The sequence below is a fragment of the Sphingomonas sp. 3P27F8 genome (genome assembly GCF_005502745.1).
Taxonomy (GTDB): Bacteria; Pseudomonadota; Alphaproteobacteria; order Sphingomonadales; family Sphingomonadaceae; genus Sphingomonas.
The window spans coordinates 39955-56322 of the sequence record NZ_SCNL01000001.1; the positions used below are offsets into that span (position 1 = coordinate 39955).

The following is a 16368-nucleotide window of genomic DNA, read 5'->3' on the forward strand; positions in this document are numbered from 1 at the left end:
GACACTTCGCTGCCGCGACAGCCATTCCTTGACGCTGTCACATTGACGGCAAGCGATCGATGAGGCGGTCGAGTGTTAGCGGATAATCCCTGATCCGCACGCCAGTCGCGTTGTAAACTGCATTGGCGATCGCCGCCCCGACGCCGCACAGCCCGAGCTCTCCCACGCCCTTCGCCTTCATCGGCGACGATTTGTCATCAGGGTAGTCCAGGAAAATCACCTCCTGGTGAGGGATGTCGGCATGGACCGGCACCTCGTAGCTCGCGAGGTCGTGATTGACGAAGAAGCCGAATCTTTTGTCGACCGCTAGCTCCTCCATCAGCGCGGCGCCCACGCCCATCGTCATGGCGCCGATCACCTGGCTGCGGGCAGAGATCGGGTTGAGGATGCGCCCCGCGTCGCACACCGCGAGCATGCGCCTGATGCGGATCTCGCCGGTGTAGCGATCGACCCCTGCTTCGCAGAAATGCGCGGCGAAGGTCGATTGCTGGTACTTCTTGTCGAGGTCGCCGTATTCGATCGCGTCCTCGGCGACCAGCTCGCCATCGCGTGCGGCGTCGCTCAGCCTGGCCGAACGATTGCCGGCGTGTACCTTCCCGTCGCCGAAGCTGGCGTCGGCCGAATTGAACCCGAGCTTTTGCGCGACCTGCTCGCGCAGCTTGACACACGCCGCATAAACGCCCGAGGTGGAATTGTTCGCACCGAACTGCCCGCCCGATCCGCACGACGTTGGGCTAGCGGAATCGCCCAGCCGAACCACGACGCCATCGAGATCGACCCCCATCATCTCCGCCGCCGTCTGCGCGATGATCGTGTAGCTGCCGGTGCCGATGTCGGTCATATCGGTCTCAACCGTGATGACGCCGCGCTTGTCGAGCCGCACGCGCGCGGCCGATTTCTGCAAGAGGTTGTTGCGAATACCCGCCGCTACGCCAATCCCGACCAGCCAACGTCCATCGCGCACCTGCGCAGGCTTGGCATTGCGCCTGGCCCAGCCGAAGCGATCAGCCCCGGTCTTCAGGCATTCGACAAGATGGCGCTGGGAAAACGGCCGTTCGGGCTTTTCCGGATCGACCTGCGTATCGTTCTTGATGCGGAACGCGATCGGGTCGATCCCGAGCTTCTCCGCCATCTCGTCCATCGCTATCTCGAGCACCATCAGCCCCGGCGCCTCGCCCGGTGCGCGCATGGAGTTGCCCTCCGGCAGATCGAGTTCGGCGAGGCGCAATTCGGTCAGCCTGTTCGCGCCGGCGTAGAACAGCTTCGACTGGCTGACCGAGGTTTCCGGCCCGCCATCGGGTAGGTTGCCCGACCAGCCCTGATGCGCGATCGCGGTAATCGTTCCGTCCTTCTCGCAGCCGATCTGGACGCGCTGGATTGTCGCTGCTCGATGGGTAGCGTTGTTTATCATCAACGGCCGCTGCATCGCGATCTTCACCGGCCGCCCGCATGCCTTTGCTCCGAGCGCCGCCATGATCGCGTCGGCGCGGACGAACAGCTTGCCGCCGAATCCCCCGCCGATGAAGGGAGACGACAATTCGACCTTATCCTTGGGCAGATTGAGCGTCTTCGCGACGTCGCCGACGCCCCAGCCGATCATCTGGTTCGATGTCCACAACTTAAGTTTGTCGCCACGCCACTCGGCCATCGAGGCGAACGGCTCCATCATCGCGTGGCTTTCGTCGGGCGTCGTGTAGGTCGCGTCGAGCGTGACTGGCGCCTTGGCGAAAGCAGCCTCGAAATCCCCCGCTGTGGTGCGCGCCGGCCCGCCAAGCCCGTCGTCCTTCGGAACAGGCGCGTTAGCCCGTTCGGCAGCGAGATCGTATTTGCCCTTCGCGCGAGCATAGTCGATTTTCAAAAGCCCGGCTGCCGCACGCGCCTGTTCGAACGTTTCCGCGACGACCACCGCTACGGCCTGATGATAATGATCGATGTCCGGCCCACCAAGCAGCTTGGCGGTGTTCATCTCGCCTTTGCCAAGCTTGCCGGCATTCTTGTATGTCACGACCGCAAGAACCCCCGGCGCCGCCTCAGCCGCTGCCGCATCGATCGCGTTGATCCGGCCCTTGGCGACCGCGGCACCGACGATATAGCCGTAGGCTGGGTCGGCGATCTGATCGTGGCGCTCGTAGGCGTAGCGCGCGGTTCCGGTCGTCTTGAACTTTCCGTCGATGCGCGGGATCGGACGGCCGACGTGCTTGAGCTGGTCGATCGGGTTGGCGCCCGCAGGCTCGGTGAATTTCATGCCGTTTGCTCCCGGGCCTCATCAATGACGCTGGCGAGCGCGCGTTCGGCGAGCGTCAGCTTGAACGCATTCTCCTTGGTCGGGCGCGCGTCGGCGAAGACCTGCGCCGTTACCGCCTTGGCGCCGCGTGCCGCCTCTTGCTCCGCCGCCTCGACGCGCCACGGCTTCGGCGCGACGCCGCCGAATGCGAAGCGACCGGAGCCGTCCTTGGCCACGACGGCCGCGACCGACACGAGCGCGAACGCATAGGACGACCGGTCGCGTACCTTGCGATACAGGTGCACGCCGCCGGGCGGCTTCGGCAGCGTGACCGCGGTGATCAACTCGCCGTTCTCAAGCACAGTGTCGCGTTCGGGATGGTCGCCCCACAAACGGTGGAAGTCTGCGATTGGAATGGTCCGTCGCCGCCCATCGCCACGCACCGTTTCAACGCCCGCGTCGAGCACCCGTAACGCCACCGCCATGTCGCCGGGATAGGTGGCGATGCATGCGTCCGAGGTTCCGATCACGCCGAGCTGGCGCGAATAGCCGCCGATCGCGGCGCAACCCGACCCAGGCTTGCGCTTGTTGCAGGCCATGTTGGTATCATAGAAATAGGGGCAGCGCGTTCGCTGGAGGAGATTGCCCGCCGTCGTCGCCTTGTTGCGCAACTGGCCAGACGCGCCCGCGACGATCGCGCGGGTGAGGACCGCGTAGTCGCGACGCACGCGCTTGTCAGCGGCGAGCCGCGTGTTGCTGACCAGCGCGCCGATCCGTAACCCGCCATCATCGGTCGCATCGATCGTGTCGAGCTTGAGATCCTGCACATCGACCAGAACCGACGGCGTCTCGATCTCCAGCTTCATCAGATCGAGCAGATTGGTCCCGCCGGCGATGAATTTGGCGCCGGGCTCTCTCGCGACGATCTGTGCCGCTTCGACCGGATCCTTTGCGCGGGTATAGGTGAACGCCCTCATGCCTTGTCCCCAACGATCTCGGCCATGGCTTCGGCGATGTTCGAATAGGCTCCGCAGCGGCAGATATTGCCGCTCATCCGCTCGCGCATCTCGACCGCGGTAAAGCCTGGTTCTTGAAGCAGATCGTCCTGCACGTGGCTTGGGATGCCGGCCCTGATCTCGTCCAGCACCGCGACCGCAGAACAGATCTGGCCCGGCGTGCAATAGCCGCATTGGTAACCGTCGTGCTTCACGAAAGCCGCCTGCATCGGGTGCAGCTTGTCGGCGGTGCCCAGCCCCTCGATCGTAGTCACCTTGTCGCCCTGATGCATGGCGGCGAGCGTAAGGCAGGAGTTGATCCGCTCGCCATTGACGATGACGGTGCACGCGCCGCACTGGCCGTGGTCGCACCCCTTCTTGGTCCCGGTCAGATGCAGATGCTCGCGCAGCGCGTCGAGCAGGGTCGTCCGCGTATCGAGCGTCAAATCGTGGCGCTTCCCGTTCACTGTCAGGCTGATCGGCAAACGCGGCGGAGCCACCGCCTTTGCCGTGACGGGCGCAGCCTCGGCCGCCGGCACCACCGCCAACGCGGCCGCTGCGCCGCCGCTCGCCAATACGTTTCGTCGTGTCACATCCAGCCCTTCGCGCATTGCCGAACCCTTCAGATTTGACACGACAACGCCCGTCGACGCTTTTCGATGCTATCAGATGGTCGTCTTGTCAGGCGTCGAACGCCCCACAGATTTTCGGGGCGCCGCACGCATGGCTAGGCGCGGAACAAGATCCCTATTGCGACGAGCAATATGAAGCCTTCGACCAGGCCGAGAATGGCCGACAAGAGCGCCAAGCCGAGTCCAGTCGGTCGTTGTGCCCGGAACCATCTGGTTTCGACCATGACATAATAGAGCAGTGCGGCAGACGTAATTATGGCCCCCGCCGTTCGAGAGGTCTGCCAGTGCGACGTCCCGATGGCGGTTCCGATGCTGAGGCCCAGGGCGAATATGCTTGCGGGGTAGCATTGCGCGTAGAATGGCATACGCAGGGTTGACCGGTTCAACGGCTGCTTGCGCCCGCGCACCAGGCGCACCGACATGACCAACGGAAAGATGGCGAAGACGATCAACCTGAACACCAGGGCAGTGCTGTCGTCCGATACGAGACCAGCCAAGCCACGGTGGCTGGCTTCGATCTCATCCGTCTGGCCGAGTGCCACAGCAAAGCCGTGCGACAACGCGAGCGTCAATGCGAGAAACAGCGGGGGGCTGATCGCATCCGCATATTGCTCCGCATCGGGGAGAGCGAGTTGCTGATCGGCATAATTCATCGTCGACAGCGGACGAGATAGCGTGCGCCATAGTGTCAATGGATAGAAGATCAGCCAGCTCATCACCTCGTACAGAAGCTCGTCGAGCGAGTTGAGCCATTTCATGAAGTCCATGGCACACCAATGATTCGCAGTAAGGGGATGGGCTGGACGGCGTTTTCCGTCCGCGCGCGCTTAAAAGCGTCGGCTGTCGTTCGCTCCGACAAGGTCGCATTCGCCCCGGAACGCATAGCTGGCCATTCCGACAATGCTGATTTGCCCCGAGCGCCGATTGATGGTCAATTCCGGCTTGTTCAGGCCGTTGAGCCGGTAGCGGCCTGAGATCATATCCGGTCCGATGGACACATTATAAAGATCCCACCAACCATCGCTTCCCCGCGTATTAAGCGGAGGGATGAGCTTCTTGGGCAAACGGATGCGTCCGCCTCCAGGCCAGACCTGTACCATGACCGAAGCGTCGAACTGCTCTGCGGTCAGTTCGGTGTGATTGCCATATACGTAGCGATCCCGTCGATCGTCCCACGTGTAGCCGTAGGTGGTTGCCGCCCGGGGCCTCTGGCCACCGCCGTAACAGACCAGCCCAAGGCGACCCTGTGATCTTCCATCATACTGCCCGGATGCGTCGCGTTCGGGCGCGTATGTGTCCGACGCTGTCGCGTAGCTCGGCGTTCCGGTACGCGGTAGCGCTGGCTGATAGCCGAGGTCGGGATGATAAGCCGAGCCGGAGCGCCGATCTTTGTCACGCCGATCTTCTCCAGCGCTTTGTCGCTTGCCGCAATCGGGCGCGGGCGATGATGTAATCGAGGCGAAGCGACCATCCATGGTTGCGACCGTCACGCATTGCCTCGACCGCTCGTTCCACCAATAGGTATAGGAACGATCGTCGCCTTTCCGACCACCGACATCTTCATAACCACGCCGTTGCAGCTCGCTCTCGCCGCTCGACCCGCGCGCGCCCACAAGGTCGCCGAGGCCGACCGGCATTTGCGCCAAGGATATCGAAGCCCAGCCAATGCAGCACGTCGCTGCACATGCACATAGAACGCTTCTCATGATGCCGCTCCCCCGTTTCTAAGGTTCCGCCGCCAGCTTATTCTAACGGCGGCTTGAACGCCATGCATCCGCTTGGTGAAGGCAAACGTTAACCGGCCACGAGACCGGCGCAGCGTATACGTTCGGAGGGAACGCCGCTGCGCGGTTTGCCCTTTTTATCGCCGGGCAGCTGCGAATGGCGGTGTCGACGATAGCGTATCTCGAGCTGGTGGCGACGAGACAACGTCCGGGTTTCAAACACAGCAGCTGATCGACGCCGGCTCAAAGTGACCATTGATCGGCTGGCGGCCCGCCGCGAATGGGCGGCATCGTCCGCTCCGGCATCGAGCCTCGAGGCGCTCGCGCGGCCCGCATGGTCATGCGCCCGCGCTCGGTGATCCTCGCAATCGGTAAGCCCGGCACAGACGCAAACTTGATGTGACTTGATGGAGCGCCTTGATTTTACAGGGTTCACGTCAAACCCACGACGTCAAGTCAATCTGACGGAGAAGGCTGCCACGTGTGGAAGGCCGCAGAAATGCTGGATTTGCGCCTGCGATTTGTCGCGTACGGTGTGTGCCCCTGTTCACAACTTTGGCGTCGCCGCCTGAAGGCGATCCCATCTTGAACAACCATCATGGCATCCACTCCGGCAGGGAGGTGCGGCAGCGCCTTTCGAGCGGAATTGTCCCGTGGTGTCCGGCTTCAAGCGAGAGCGCAATTGGGGAGCGATTGTGGGAACCGGGGATATATCTTGGATTTTATCAAACAAAATCAATGGTTTTTGGCGGAGCGGGAGGGATTCGAACCCACCCCTGGCATCGCTTTCAAATTCCACCGTTTTCTGCTACCTATCCCTTGGAAAATCAAGGGTTTTAAGTCGCTCGAAGCAGTTTGGCAGATCGCTCCAGTTCGCTGCGTTCCGCCCCATTCCGCGACTCAAACCCGGACGCAAACCCGGACGGAAGGACGGCTTCGACGGGCGAAGGAGGATTCGAATGTCTCGCGCAATGCACAAGCTGAGCGCCCGTCGCGTGGAGACGATCAAGGCGTCAGGCTGGCACGGTGACGGCGGCGGGCTTTGGCTGCGCATTGACAACGGCGGCTCCCGGAAATGGGTGTTCGCCTGGGAGCGATCCAAACGCCGCCGAGAGATGGGGCTGGGTGCCGCCTCCGATATAACACTAGCGACGGCACGCGAACTCGCTGCCGAGGCTCGTGCCTTATTGGCGCAGGGTCTTGATCCAATCGAAGAGCGTCGTGCGAAAGAGGCTGAGCAGGAAGCTCCCGCAGCCACTGACGATGCCGCGGACGAAATTCCCAGCGTCCCGACCTTCGGCCAGTTCGCCGATACGTACATCGATGCCCACGAGGACGGCTGGAAGAATCCCAAGCATCGGCAGCAGTGGCGCAACACGATCAAGACGCATGCCAAGTCGCTTCTGAACATGCCTGTAGACACGATCACGTCGGATGACGTGGTTGCCGTCCTTCGTCCCATCTGGCGCAAGGTTCCCGAGACGGCCGGTCGCCTTCGAGGCCGGATCGAGAACATCCTGGATGCGGCAAAGGCGTCCAAGCACATCGTCAGCCCTTGGGAGAACCCTGCGCGGTGGCGTGGTAATCTGATACATCTCCTGCCCCGCCCGCCCAAGAAATCCCAGGTCAAGCATCACGCGGCGATGCCGTTTGATGATCTGCCTGATTTTTTCGGCAAACTGCGGCGGCGTCCCGCAACGGCTGCGCGGGCGCTCGAACTGACGATATTGTGCGCAACCCGGACCAACGAAACGCTGCAGATGACGTGGTCGGAGGTTGATCTCGAACAGGCCGTGTGGACGGTGCCGGGCGAGCGGATGAAGATGGGGATAGAGCATCGCGTGCCGTTGCCCAGCCACGCCGTCGAACTCATCAAGGCACAGGCTCGAACGTCAAACCAGGCACCGGGTACTTATGTCTTCCCAGGTGAAAAGCCGGGGAGGCCATTGTCGCAGATGGCGATGACGATGGTGCTGCGCAGGATGAAGCTTGGGCAATTCACTGTCCATGGCATGCGAAGCTGTTTCCGCGATTACATGGGGGACATGACCGATCATCCGGAGTCGCTCGTCGAGCAGGCGCTGGCCCACCAGATCGGTGATGAGACGACCCGGGCCTATCGGCGCGGCGACGCGTTCCTCAAGCGACGCGCGCTTATGCAGGAATGGCAGGATTATCTGATGCCCGTCCAGAAACGAAATGCCCGTGCGAAGCGCAGTAATGCCGGGCGTGCTAGCTCTGATGTCGCCATGCTGGAGGCCGCCTGACGGCGATCAGTTTGCCCGAGAGTCGCGAACGACGCCCTCGATCCACGCTTCGACCTCGCGTTCGCTCCATCGTGCGGCGGCGGCGGTGATCTTGTATGGTTTCGGGAAGCGCCCATCGCCGATCATGGCGTAGATCATGGTCTTGCCCAGACCTACACGGTGGCGAACTTCCGCCAGCCTGAGCAATCTCTCCGGCTGCGCTGCATCGGCGTCGGTCGTCATTTGCGCCGCTCCGCTAGCCTTTCACGCGCTTTTGCAAAGGCGCGGTCACTCGCAAGGAAGGCGGCCAGCATGTGCGGGACCAGATCAGCAATCGTTTGCTCTTCGCCATAAGCTTGCTGATAGATCGCGGCGTAGTCCGCCAAGGCTCGTTGAAGGTCCGGCGCGACACTGATGGTCAACTTGATCGGCGTCCTGTCTGGCAGTCGTGCGAGCTTGAGGTCTGTCATATCGGGCTCCTATTCCTTCCAGGGCACGAGAATGAGATCGCGATGCACCACTAGCCGGACGGGCGCGCCGGGCCGGATCGTGATGGTCGGTTGGATCTGAAGGTTGCGGGACGTGATCTGGTCGCCGGCGCGCGACACGTTCTGCTGCGTCGATTCCCGGATCGCCTGGACGAGATCGCTCTCCCCGGAGAAGGTCACGTTCGCGCCCACGCCCAGCAGCGTCGAGATCGCGACGCCCTTGAGGAGGGTCCAGGTGTGGAAATCGACCTTGTCGGCGAGCCCGGCATAGCCAGATGGGTCCGTCGCGGGCACGTTGTCGAGCCGAATCGAGCTGCCGTCCGGCAAGATGATCCGCTGCCACACCACAAGCGCGCGCTTCTGTCCGAAGGCGACTACGCTATCGTAGCTGCCGATCAACCGCGCGCCCTGCGGAATGAGAAGGATGTTGCCCGTTGCGCTGTCGAAGACGCGTTCGGTCACTTGAGCGGTGACGAGGCCAGGGAGGTCGGATCGAAGCCCGGTGATCAGGCTCGCCGCGAGGACACTGCCGGCGGATAGCATGTTCGGCGACGCCGGCGGGCTCAACCGATGCTCGTTGACGTCGCCGCCGGTGTCGCGCGCCGCGACGAAGTCGGCCTTGCGCTGCTGGGCATTGGGATCGCGATCAGGATCGATAGCGATCCGCGACGCATCGGTGGCTGCGACCGGTGGCGAGGATGGCGTCGCAGCGGCGTCGCGGCTCGGATCGGTGCGATTGCCGGATTGCACCAGCAATCCCGACTCGCGCGCCGCCTTCAGCTCCGCCGCGCGCCGATCGCGTTCGGTCGCGGCGGCCTGTTCCGCGCGACCGGTTTCGCCGCTCGCCGGCGCGACGCCCATCGCGCGCTGATGATCGAGGATCGGCCGGCCGAGATCGCCCGGCAATGGCGGTCCCAGCTTGGGCACGTCGCCATAGCTCCCCGGCAGTCCGCTCAGCGTATCGGCCGGCGCCTTCGCCGCGACCGTCTGGTCATCGGCTTGTCCAGCGAGGTGCAATGCGGATGGCCGCAGCGCGACCCAGGCTGTCGCGATCAGGCTGACGGAGCCGAGTGCTGCGATCGCCACCACGGCGCCCCGCTTGAAACGGATCGCGCGCGCCGGTTGGGCGCGAAGCGCGAGCGTTTCCGGGTCCAGCTTGCCCGGTGCGGCGGGGGCCTCGGGCGCCGGTGGCGCTGCCGCTTCGACGGTCATGATCCCCTCCGCTTGGGCGCGCCGTCCGCTACCCGACTGATGCGGACGACCTGCTGGTGCTTCGTGCCGAGGCGAAGCTCGGCGACGTCGAAGATGCGATCGACGACATAGAATCGCCCCTTCACGCGATAGTTGACGAGCTGGGCCTCGCCTTTCCCGTCCACCAGGAAAATCGGCGGCGCCTCGACGACGGCGAGCGTTGCCGGGAACTCGATGAAGGTCTGGCGCCCGTCGTCGAAAGCACGAAATGGTCGCCAGGCCGGTCGATCACCGGAGATGGCATAATTGAAGTGAAGCTGCTCGACCTCGATCCCGGCCGCCACCGGAGCCGCCGCCTCGGTCGCCGCTGCGGCGCTCTTCAATGCGATCAGCGCATCCTGGGGATAGGTCCAGGAGAGCGCGGCCATCGCTGTCTTCGCCATGCTGGTCAGCGCGATATGATAGCTGCGCCGGTCGGTGGTGATGACGAGATTGGTGGACAGGCCGGCGCTGAACGGCTTGACCAGCACATGGGTTCGCTTCTCCGCGCCCGATCCGCTGGTGGTATCGCCGATCACCCAGCGCACCGTGTCGCCGCTTGCCACGGCAACCAGCGTTTCGCCCGGCTGGAGCGCGATGTCGGTCACCCGCTCGGGCGCGGTGATGACGTGATAGATGGCGCCATCGGCGAACGGATATACCTGCACGGCGTTGATGAAGCCTTGCGCGACCGGCTCGATCGTCGCCGCGCGGTTGGCCGCGGCGACCGGCGTGGTTTTGTGTGTGGTCGCCTCCGCGGGTTGGGCAGCAAGGATCAGGCAAGGCGCCAGCAGCGCGGCGGCTGCGAGAGTTCTAGTCATGGCTGGGTCTCCGTATTGACGGTCGGTTGAGCGGCAAGGTTCGGGTCGAGCGGCGAGCCGAGCGGCACGTTGCTGGGCGGCTGAGTGGTGCGCGCGGGAGCAGTCGACGCCGCGGGCTCGAGTTCGCGGCTCCAGTCGATCGCGTCGATGTAGATGCCGAGCGGGTTCTTGCGGAGTGTGTCGGCGGATGCCGGTGGCTTCGTTAGGATCGTCAGGATGCCGGTCCAGTGGGAGGAGCCAGCCGCGCTCCCACGCTCATAGGCCGTCTCGGTCCATTTGACCTGGAATGAGCGGTCCGATGCCCGGACGACGCTGGTCACCTGGACCGACACGGTGCGCTCGCCGATTTTGGCGAAGGGGTCAGCAGCACGGGCATAGTCGCCGAGGAACTGGCTTCCCCGCGTGGTGGTAAAGTCATAGGCGGACAGCCAGTCGCGGCGCATCAGCACAGGATCGAGCGAGACCCCGCGGACATTCTCGATGAACTTCGCCAGATGCCAGGCGATCTGGGGGTCGGTGGGGTGATAGCCCGCTTCGGCTTCGGTCACCGCCCGGGCCTCGCCCAGGCGATCGACCTCGACGACATAGGGCGTGACACGGCTCTGCAGCGATTGCCAGATGAGCGCGCCCGACATGGCGGTCGACAGCGACAGCGTGCCGAACGCCATCAGGCGCCAGTTGCGGGCCTGGACACGGGCCGACCCGATGCGGTCATCCCAGGCCTGGCCGGCGCGTTGATAGGGCGTCTCGGGCTCGGGCGTCTGCGCGTAGCGCTGGACGGCGCGCTTAAAGAACATGGGGCTTGAAGATCATGGCTCAATCTTCCCTTTCCTTGATGTCGGGGGTGGCGGATGCGCCGCCGCGATCGCCCTGCTGGAGAGTGTGCAACGCGACTTGACGGTGGTGGCGAGAGGTCTGCTGCGCGCGCAGCGAGCGTGCCCAGGACGGCGCACCATCGCTGCCGGCATCGGGAGCTGATCCTTTAGAACCGGTGCCGCCATTGAGAGCGGACCAGGCGGCGTCGCGGCCGCGCTCGGCGGCTTCTGACAATCCCAGCGCCGCCGATGCTTTCTGGCGGACTGCGTTGCCGGCCGCCTGCGCCATGCCGCCAATCCCGGCGCCCACGCTCGACGATCCGGCCGCAGTCTGGCCGAGCTGGTAGGAAGCCGAAGCCGCCGAACCCATGGTCGTGCCGGCCCGGATCGCACCGAGCGCAGCACCGCCGACCGCACGAGCCGCGCCGATCGTTGCGCCGCCTGCAAGCATGGTAACGCCCGCCGCGCCGACGGCTGTACCGAGCGCGGCGCCTGCGCCCAATTGCGGCGCGCCAGCCACGAGGCCCGAGGCGATGCCGGGACCGAAGATACCGAGGCCGAACAGCGAGAGCGCGCCGAGCGTCAGGCTCATCGCGGCGCCGAGATCGGGTTCCTGCCCCTGCATCGAGGTCGTGAACTCGGCGAAGAAATTGGAGCCGATGCCGACGATCACGGCGAGCACCATGACCTTGATACCCGACGAGACGACGTTGCCGAGCACGCGTTCGGCGAGGAAGCTGGTGCGATTCCAGAGCGCGAAGGGCACGAGGATGAAGCCGGCCAGCGAGGTCAATTTGAACTCGATGATCGTCACGAACATCTGCACGGCGAGGATGAAGAAGGCGAGGATGACGATCACCCAGGCGAACAGCAGCACCGCGATCGTCAGGAAATTCTCGAAGAAGCTGACGAACCCCATCATGCTCGATGCCTGCTGGAGCAGCGGCCAGGCGGCCGAGAATCCGGTCGAGGCGACGCGGCCGGGCCTGAGCAGATCGTCCGCCGATAGGGTCCCGCCCCCGGCGGTGAGGCCGGCCTGTGCGAATGACTTGAAGATGATGTCGGCAAGGGTCGAGAAGCTGTTCAGGATGAACGCAAACGCGCCGATGTAGAGGATCTTCTTGATGAAGCGACCGATGACATTGTCTTCGCCGCCCATCGCCCAGAACAGACCGGCCAGCGTGATGTCGATGCCGATCAGCGTGACGGTCAGGAAGTGGACGTCGCCGCCCAGCAGCCCAAACCCGCTGTCGATGTAGCGGATGAAGGCCTGCATGAACCGGTCGATGACGCTGAGGTCGTTCACATGACTTTTCCATCAAGAGGGGTGCCGCGGGGAGCGCAAGGGGAGCATCACGCCCCCCGCGGCGACGGCGGCGGGAGGCGAAACCGCCGCCGCCTGTCCGGCGTCCGACTACTGGGGCGTGTAGGCGGTGCCGGTACCGAGGAACTTCGTCGTGGCGGCGCGTCCTTCGGCCTCGGCCTGGGCACGGCGGGCCGCTTCCGTGGCTTCGGCGCGGTATTGGGCCGCCATCAGGTTCTGGATCTGAAACTGCTGCTTGGCGGTCAGCGCGAGCAACTGGTTGGTCGCCTGTTGCGCTTGCAGCGCGCCCTCGGCGCCCTGGCTTCGCGAAACGATGCCATTGAGGGTCTGCGCGTCAGCCTGGACATTCTCGACGACCTGCGCCTGTACACCCATCGTCTGTTTGTAGGCCGCCATCTCGGTGTCGAGCCGGGTCCGAGCGGCAACAACCTGGCCGTTCATGGTCAGCGCCTGATTGAAGCTCTGGGGAAAGAGCTGGCGGAATTGCTGGTCGAGACCGTCGACACGGAACTGGATGCCCTGCGCCTGACCCATCAACTGGTCGATCTGCTGGAGCGTGCTCGTGATCGCCTGGATCTCGGGAAAGCCGATCGTCGTGAGATTCTTCGCCTGGTTGACCAGGCTCTGGGCCTGGTTCTGAAGCGAGCGGATCTGGTTGTTGATCTGCTGGAGGGTTCGCGCGGCGGTGAGCAGGTTCTGGCTGTAGTTGCTGGGATCGAACACGGTGAACTGCGCATGGGCGGGCGCACTCGGCACGATCAACGCGACTGCGAGCGAGCCGATGGCGCCGGCGCCGAGCGCGGTCGCGATCAGATATTTGCGGGTTGGGAAACGCATCACACTTTACTCCTTGGCTTGGGGGACGGGAAAATCGGCGAGGAGATTGGCGGCCCAGTCGAGGCCGCTTCCTTCAAGGAAGCGGGCCGCGAAATTCTCGGGGCCGTGCTCGGCCAGCAGAGCGTCGATCCGCGCCTGGGTCGCGGGATCGGAGGCGCCGCACAGCGCCAGCGCGATCGGGCCAAGGCCCAACTCAAACAGGCGATTGCCGCGTGCGGATTGCAGATAATAATGCCGCTTGGGGGTGGCACGGCTGACCAGCTCGATCTGCCGCTCGTTGAGGCCGAACCGCTCATAAGCGGCGCGTGACTGCGGTTCGATCGCCCGGTCGTTGGGAAGCAATATGCGCTGCGGGCAGCTTTCGATGATGGCCGGCGCAATGCTGCTGTCTGCGATGTCCGCCAGACTCTGCGTTGCGAACAGCACCGCGACATTCTTCTTGCGCAGCGTCTTCAGCCATTCACGGATGCGCGCAGCGAAGAGCGGGTGATCGAGGAAGATCCAGGCCTCGTCGAGCACCAGCAGCGTTGGCCGGCCGTCAAACCGCTCCTCGAGGCGGTGGAAGAGATAGGTCAGTACCGGGGCGACGACGCCGGCCTGTCCCATCAGCGACTCGGTCTCGAAGCACTGGACGTCGGCGAGGGCGAGATGCTGCTCGGCGGCGTCGAGGAGCCGGCCATAGGGGCCGTCGAGCGTGTAGGCGGTGAGCGCGACGCGCAGCGCATTGGACTGGAGCAGCATGGCGAGCCCGGTCAGCGTGCGCTCCTCCGGGGGTGCAGATGCGAGACTGGCCAATGCCGACCAGACGGCATCCTTCACTTCGGGGGTGACGATGACTTTCTCGTGCGCCAGCAGCGCCGCGATCCATTCCGCTGCCCAACTCCGCTCGCTCGCATCGTCGATCCGGCGCAGCGGCTGGAACGCCAGGGTTTCGCCGCTGTCCGCGCCGAGCCCCAGCGCATGATGAGCGCCGCCCATCGCCAGCACCGCCGCGCGCGCCGAATAGCCCTTGTCGAAGATATAGAGCTGGGAACCGCCGTAGCGCCGGAACTGCAGCGCGATCAGCGCCAGCAGAACGGACTTGCCCGCACCGGTCGGGCCGACGACGAGCATGTGACCGACATCGCCGACATGGGTCGAGAGGCGGAATGGCGTCGATCCGCTGGTCTGGGCGTACAGCAGCGGCGGCCCGCCGAGATGCCGGTTTTCCGTTGGTCCTGCCCAGACCGACGACAGCGGCATGAGATGGGCAAGGTTGAGGGTATGGACCAGCGGCTGGCGCACATTCGCGTAGGCCTGGCCGGGCAGCGATGACAGCCACGCCTCGACCGCGTTGACGCCCTCGCGCTTGGCTGTGAACCCGAGGCCATTGACGATCCGCTCGACGGCGCGGACCTTGTCCTCGGCGCGGGCACGATCGGTATCGGCGACGGTGATCGTCGTCGTCAGATAGCCGAAAGCCACATGATCGCCGCCGAGCGCCTGCAGCGCGAGATCGGCATCGACCACCTTGTTGTCGGCGTCGGTGTCGAGAAGCTGGACCGGCTGATTGTACATCACCTCGCGCAGCAACGCGGTGATCGACTTACGCTTGTTGAACCATTGCCGCCTGATCTTCGTCAGCGCCTTGGCCGCGTCGGTCTTGTCGAGCGCGATGAAGCGCGTGACCCAGCGGTAGCCGAAATCCTGATGGTTGAGCGCATCGAGGATGCCCGGTCGGCTGAGGTTCGGGAATCCCAGCACCGTCAGCGTGCGAAGATGGTTCGCTCCGAGCATGGGCTCCAGCCCGCCGACCAGCGGTGTATCGGCGAGCAGCGCGTCGAGATAGATCGGTGTCTCCGGCACCGCGACCGGATGACGGCGGCTTGAAACGGTGCCGTGGAGATAGGTCAGCGTCTCGGCGTCGCTTAAGGGGCGCACCTCGGGCATGAATCCCGACAGGAGATCGAGCACGCGATCACTCTCGGCGATGAAGCCGGCGAGGCTGGCGCGCCAGTCCCGGCCCTTGGCGTCATCCGGCCGCTCGACCAGTGTCCGTCCCGCCGCGTCGCTGCTGTCGGCGGGTGGCAACCAAACCAGCGTGCCGTGGAACAGGCTTTCGAAATGCTGCCCCTCGGCTTCGAACCCGGCACGCCGTTCCTGCTCGACCATCCAGGACGCCGCGTCGGGAAAGGCGCCATCGGGATAACCGAGTGCCTCGCGCCGTTCGGCCTCGAAGAACAAGGCCCAGCCCGAGCCGAGACGTTTGAGGACATTGTTAGCCCGCGCGCAGGCCGACACCAGTTCCGCCTCGGTCGCGCTTTCGAGATCGGGACCGCGAAAGGCGAAGCTACGCTGGAAGCTGCCGTCCTTATTGAGGACGACGCCGGGCGCGACCAAAGCTGCCCAGGGCAGATGGTCGGCGAGCCGGTCCGCGCGCGAGCGATATTCGGCAAGGTTCAACATGCCAGATATCCCTTCTGGCGCAGATGGCGGAGCAGCACGGGCACGAAGTCCGGGTCGCGGCGGGCCGCGAAGACGGCGATGCTGTGGCCGATCGCCCAGATCGCGATACCGACCAGCCACTGCTGGAGACCCAGACCGACCGCGGCCGCGATCGTGCCGTTGACGATCGCGATACCGCGCGGCGCACCACCCAGCAGGATGGCTTGCCCCAGGCTGGCGTGGATCGGCGCCTCGAATCCCTCGATGTGGCTCACGCGACGAGCGCCCCGCCGCCGAAGCTGAAGAAGGACAGGAAGAAGCTCGAGGCGGCGAACGCGATCGACAGGCCGAAGATGATCTGGATGAGCTTGCGGAAGCCGCCGGCGGTCTCGCCGAACGCGAGCGCGAGCCCGGTGGAAATGATGATCAGCACCGCGACGATCTTGGCGACCGGTCCCTGGACCGATTCCAGCACCTGCTGGAGCGGCTGTTCCCAGGGCATGCCCGCGCCGCTGGCATAAGCGCGGCTGGTCATGGTGATCGACAGGCCGAGCATCAGCCCGGTGACGAAGAAGCGGTCGCGGTTGGGAATACGAACGGTGGTCATG

The 16368-nt window shown here is 64.5% G+C and carries 16 protein-coding genes; 1 reads left to right on the plus strand and 15 read right to left on the minus strand.

Annotation, left to right across the window (positions count from 1 at the left end):
- Window positions 1–37: 37 nt before the first annotated feature.
- The 5 genes from paoC to FFS35_RS00245 form a co-directional block, all read right to left on the minus strand.
- Entirely contained in the window at window positions 38–2245 is a 2208-nt protein-coding gene (paoC, locus tag FFS35_RS00225; RefSeq protein ID WP_137785110.1) for an aldehyde oxidoreductase molybdenum-binding subunit PaoC, read from the minus strand.
- The gene (locus FFS35_RS00230; RefSeq protein WP_137785111.1) at window positions 2242–3201 is read right to left on the minus strand and encodes a xanthine dehydrogenase family protein subunit M; all 960 of its coding nucleotides are present in this window, start codon (window positions 3199–3201) and stop codon (window positions 2242–2244) included. Before FFS35_RS00230 ends, paoC begins: the two co-directional genes overlap by 4 nt.
- The gene (paoA, locus tag FFS35_RS00235) at window positions 3198–3830 is read right to left on the minus strand and encodes an aldehyde dehydrogenase iron-sulfur subunit PaoA (protein ID WP_137785535.1); all 633 of its coding nucleotides are present in this window, start codon (window positions 3828–3830) and stop codon (window positions 3198–3200) included. Before paoA ends, FFS35_RS00230 begins: the two co-directional genes overlap by 4 nt.
- Window positions 3831–3946: 116 nt before the next feature.
- A complete protein-coding gene (locus FFS35_RS00240) occupies window positions 3947–4609 on the minus strand; it encodes a hypothetical protein (protein WP_137785112.1) in 663 nt (220 codons plus the stop codon).
- Window positions 4610–4678: 69 nt separating this feature from the next.
- Window positions 4679–5488: a hypothetical protein gene (locus FFS35_RS00245; protein ID WP_249341357.1), complete on the minus strand. Its 810-nt coding sequence runs from the start codon at window positions 5486–5488 to the stop codon at window positions 4679–4681.
- A 743-nt stretch (window positions 5489–6231) separates the two neighbouring features.
- Between FFS35_RS00245 and FFS35_RS00250 the strand changes: the two genes are divergently transcribed.
- A complete protein-coding gene (locus tag FFS35_RS00250) occupies window positions 6232–7842 on the plus strand; it encodes a site-specific integrase (protein WP_249341359.1) in 1611 nt (536 codons plus the stop codon).
- 6 nt (window positions 7843–7848) lie between these two features.
- Here the strand turns inward: FFS35_RS00250 and FFS35_RS00255 are convergent, their stop codons facing one another.
- From FFS35_RS00255 to FFS35_RS00300, 10 genes are all read right to left on the minus strand, one after another.
- Entirely contained in the window at window positions 7849–8064 is a 216-nt protein-coding gene (locus FFS35_RS00255) for an AlpA family phage regulatory protein (RefSeq protein WP_137785114.1), read from the minus strand.
- A complete protein-coding gene (locus FFS35_RS00260) occupies window positions 8061–8291 on the minus strand; it encodes a DUF2274 domain-containing protein (protein WP_137785115.1) in 231 nt (76 codons plus the stop codon). The genes FFS35_RS00255 and FFS35_RS00260 overlap by 4 nt, the downstream gene beginning before the upstream one ends.
- A 9-nt stretch (window positions 8292–8300) precedes the next feature.
- The gene (locus tag FFS35_RS00265; protein WP_137785116.1) at window positions 8301–9521 is read right to left on the minus strand and encodes a TrbI/VirB10 family protein; all 1221 of its coding nucleotides are present in this window, start codon (window positions 9519–9521) and stop codon (window positions 8301–8303) included.
- Window positions 9518–10360, minus strand: coding sequence for a P-type conjugative transfer protein TrbG (trbG, locus tag FFS35_RS00270; protein WP_137785117.1), 843 nt, complete (start codon window positions 10358–10360; stop codon window positions 9518–9520). The genes FFS35_RS00265 and trbG overlap by 4 nt, the downstream gene beginning before the upstream one ends.
- Complete coding sequence (gene trbF / locus FFS35_RS00275; protein ID WP_137785118.1) at window positions 10357–11157, minus strand: conjugal transfer protein TrbF; 801 nt, start codon at window positions 11155–11157, stop codon at window positions 10357–10359. The genes trbG and trbF overlap by 4 nt, the downstream gene beginning before the upstream one ends.
- A 19-nt stretch (window positions 11158–11176) precedes the next feature.
- Window positions 11177–12481: a P-type conjugative transfer protein TrbL gene (gene trbL / locus FFS35_RS00280; protein ID WP_137785119.1), complete on the minus strand. Its 1305-nt coding sequence runs from the start codon at window positions 12479–12481 to the stop codon at window positions 11177–11179.
- A 108-nt stretch (window positions 12482–12589) separates the two neighbouring features.
- Window positions 12590–13336, minus strand: a complete 747-nt coding sequence (trbJ, locus tag FFS35_RS00285) for a P-type conjugative transfer protein TrbJ (protein WP_137785120.1) — start codon at window positions 13334–13336, stop codon at window positions 12590–12592.
- 6 nt (window positions 13337–13342) lie between these two features.
- Window positions 13343–15781, minus strand: coding sequence for a conjugal transfer protein TrbE (gene trbE, locus FFS35_RS00290; protein WP_137785121.1), 2439 nt, complete (start codon window positions 15779–15781; stop codon window positions 13343–13345).
- On the minus strand, window positions 15775–16035 hold the full coding sequence (locus FFS35_RS00295; protein WP_033964516.1) for a VirB3 family type IV secretion system protein: 261 nt from the start codon (window positions 16033–16035) through the stop codon (window positions 15775–15777). Before FFS35_RS00295 ends, trbE begins: the two co-directional genes overlap by 7 nt.
- Complete coding sequence (locus FFS35_RS00300) at window positions 16032–16367, minus strand: TrbC/VirB2 family protein (RefSeq protein ID WP_137785122.1); 336 nt, start codon at window positions 16365–16367, stop codon at window positions 16032–16034. Before FFS35_RS00300 ends, FFS35_RS00295 begins: the two co-directional genes overlap by 4 nt.
- Between the last annotated feature and the right edge of the window lies 1 nt (window position 16368).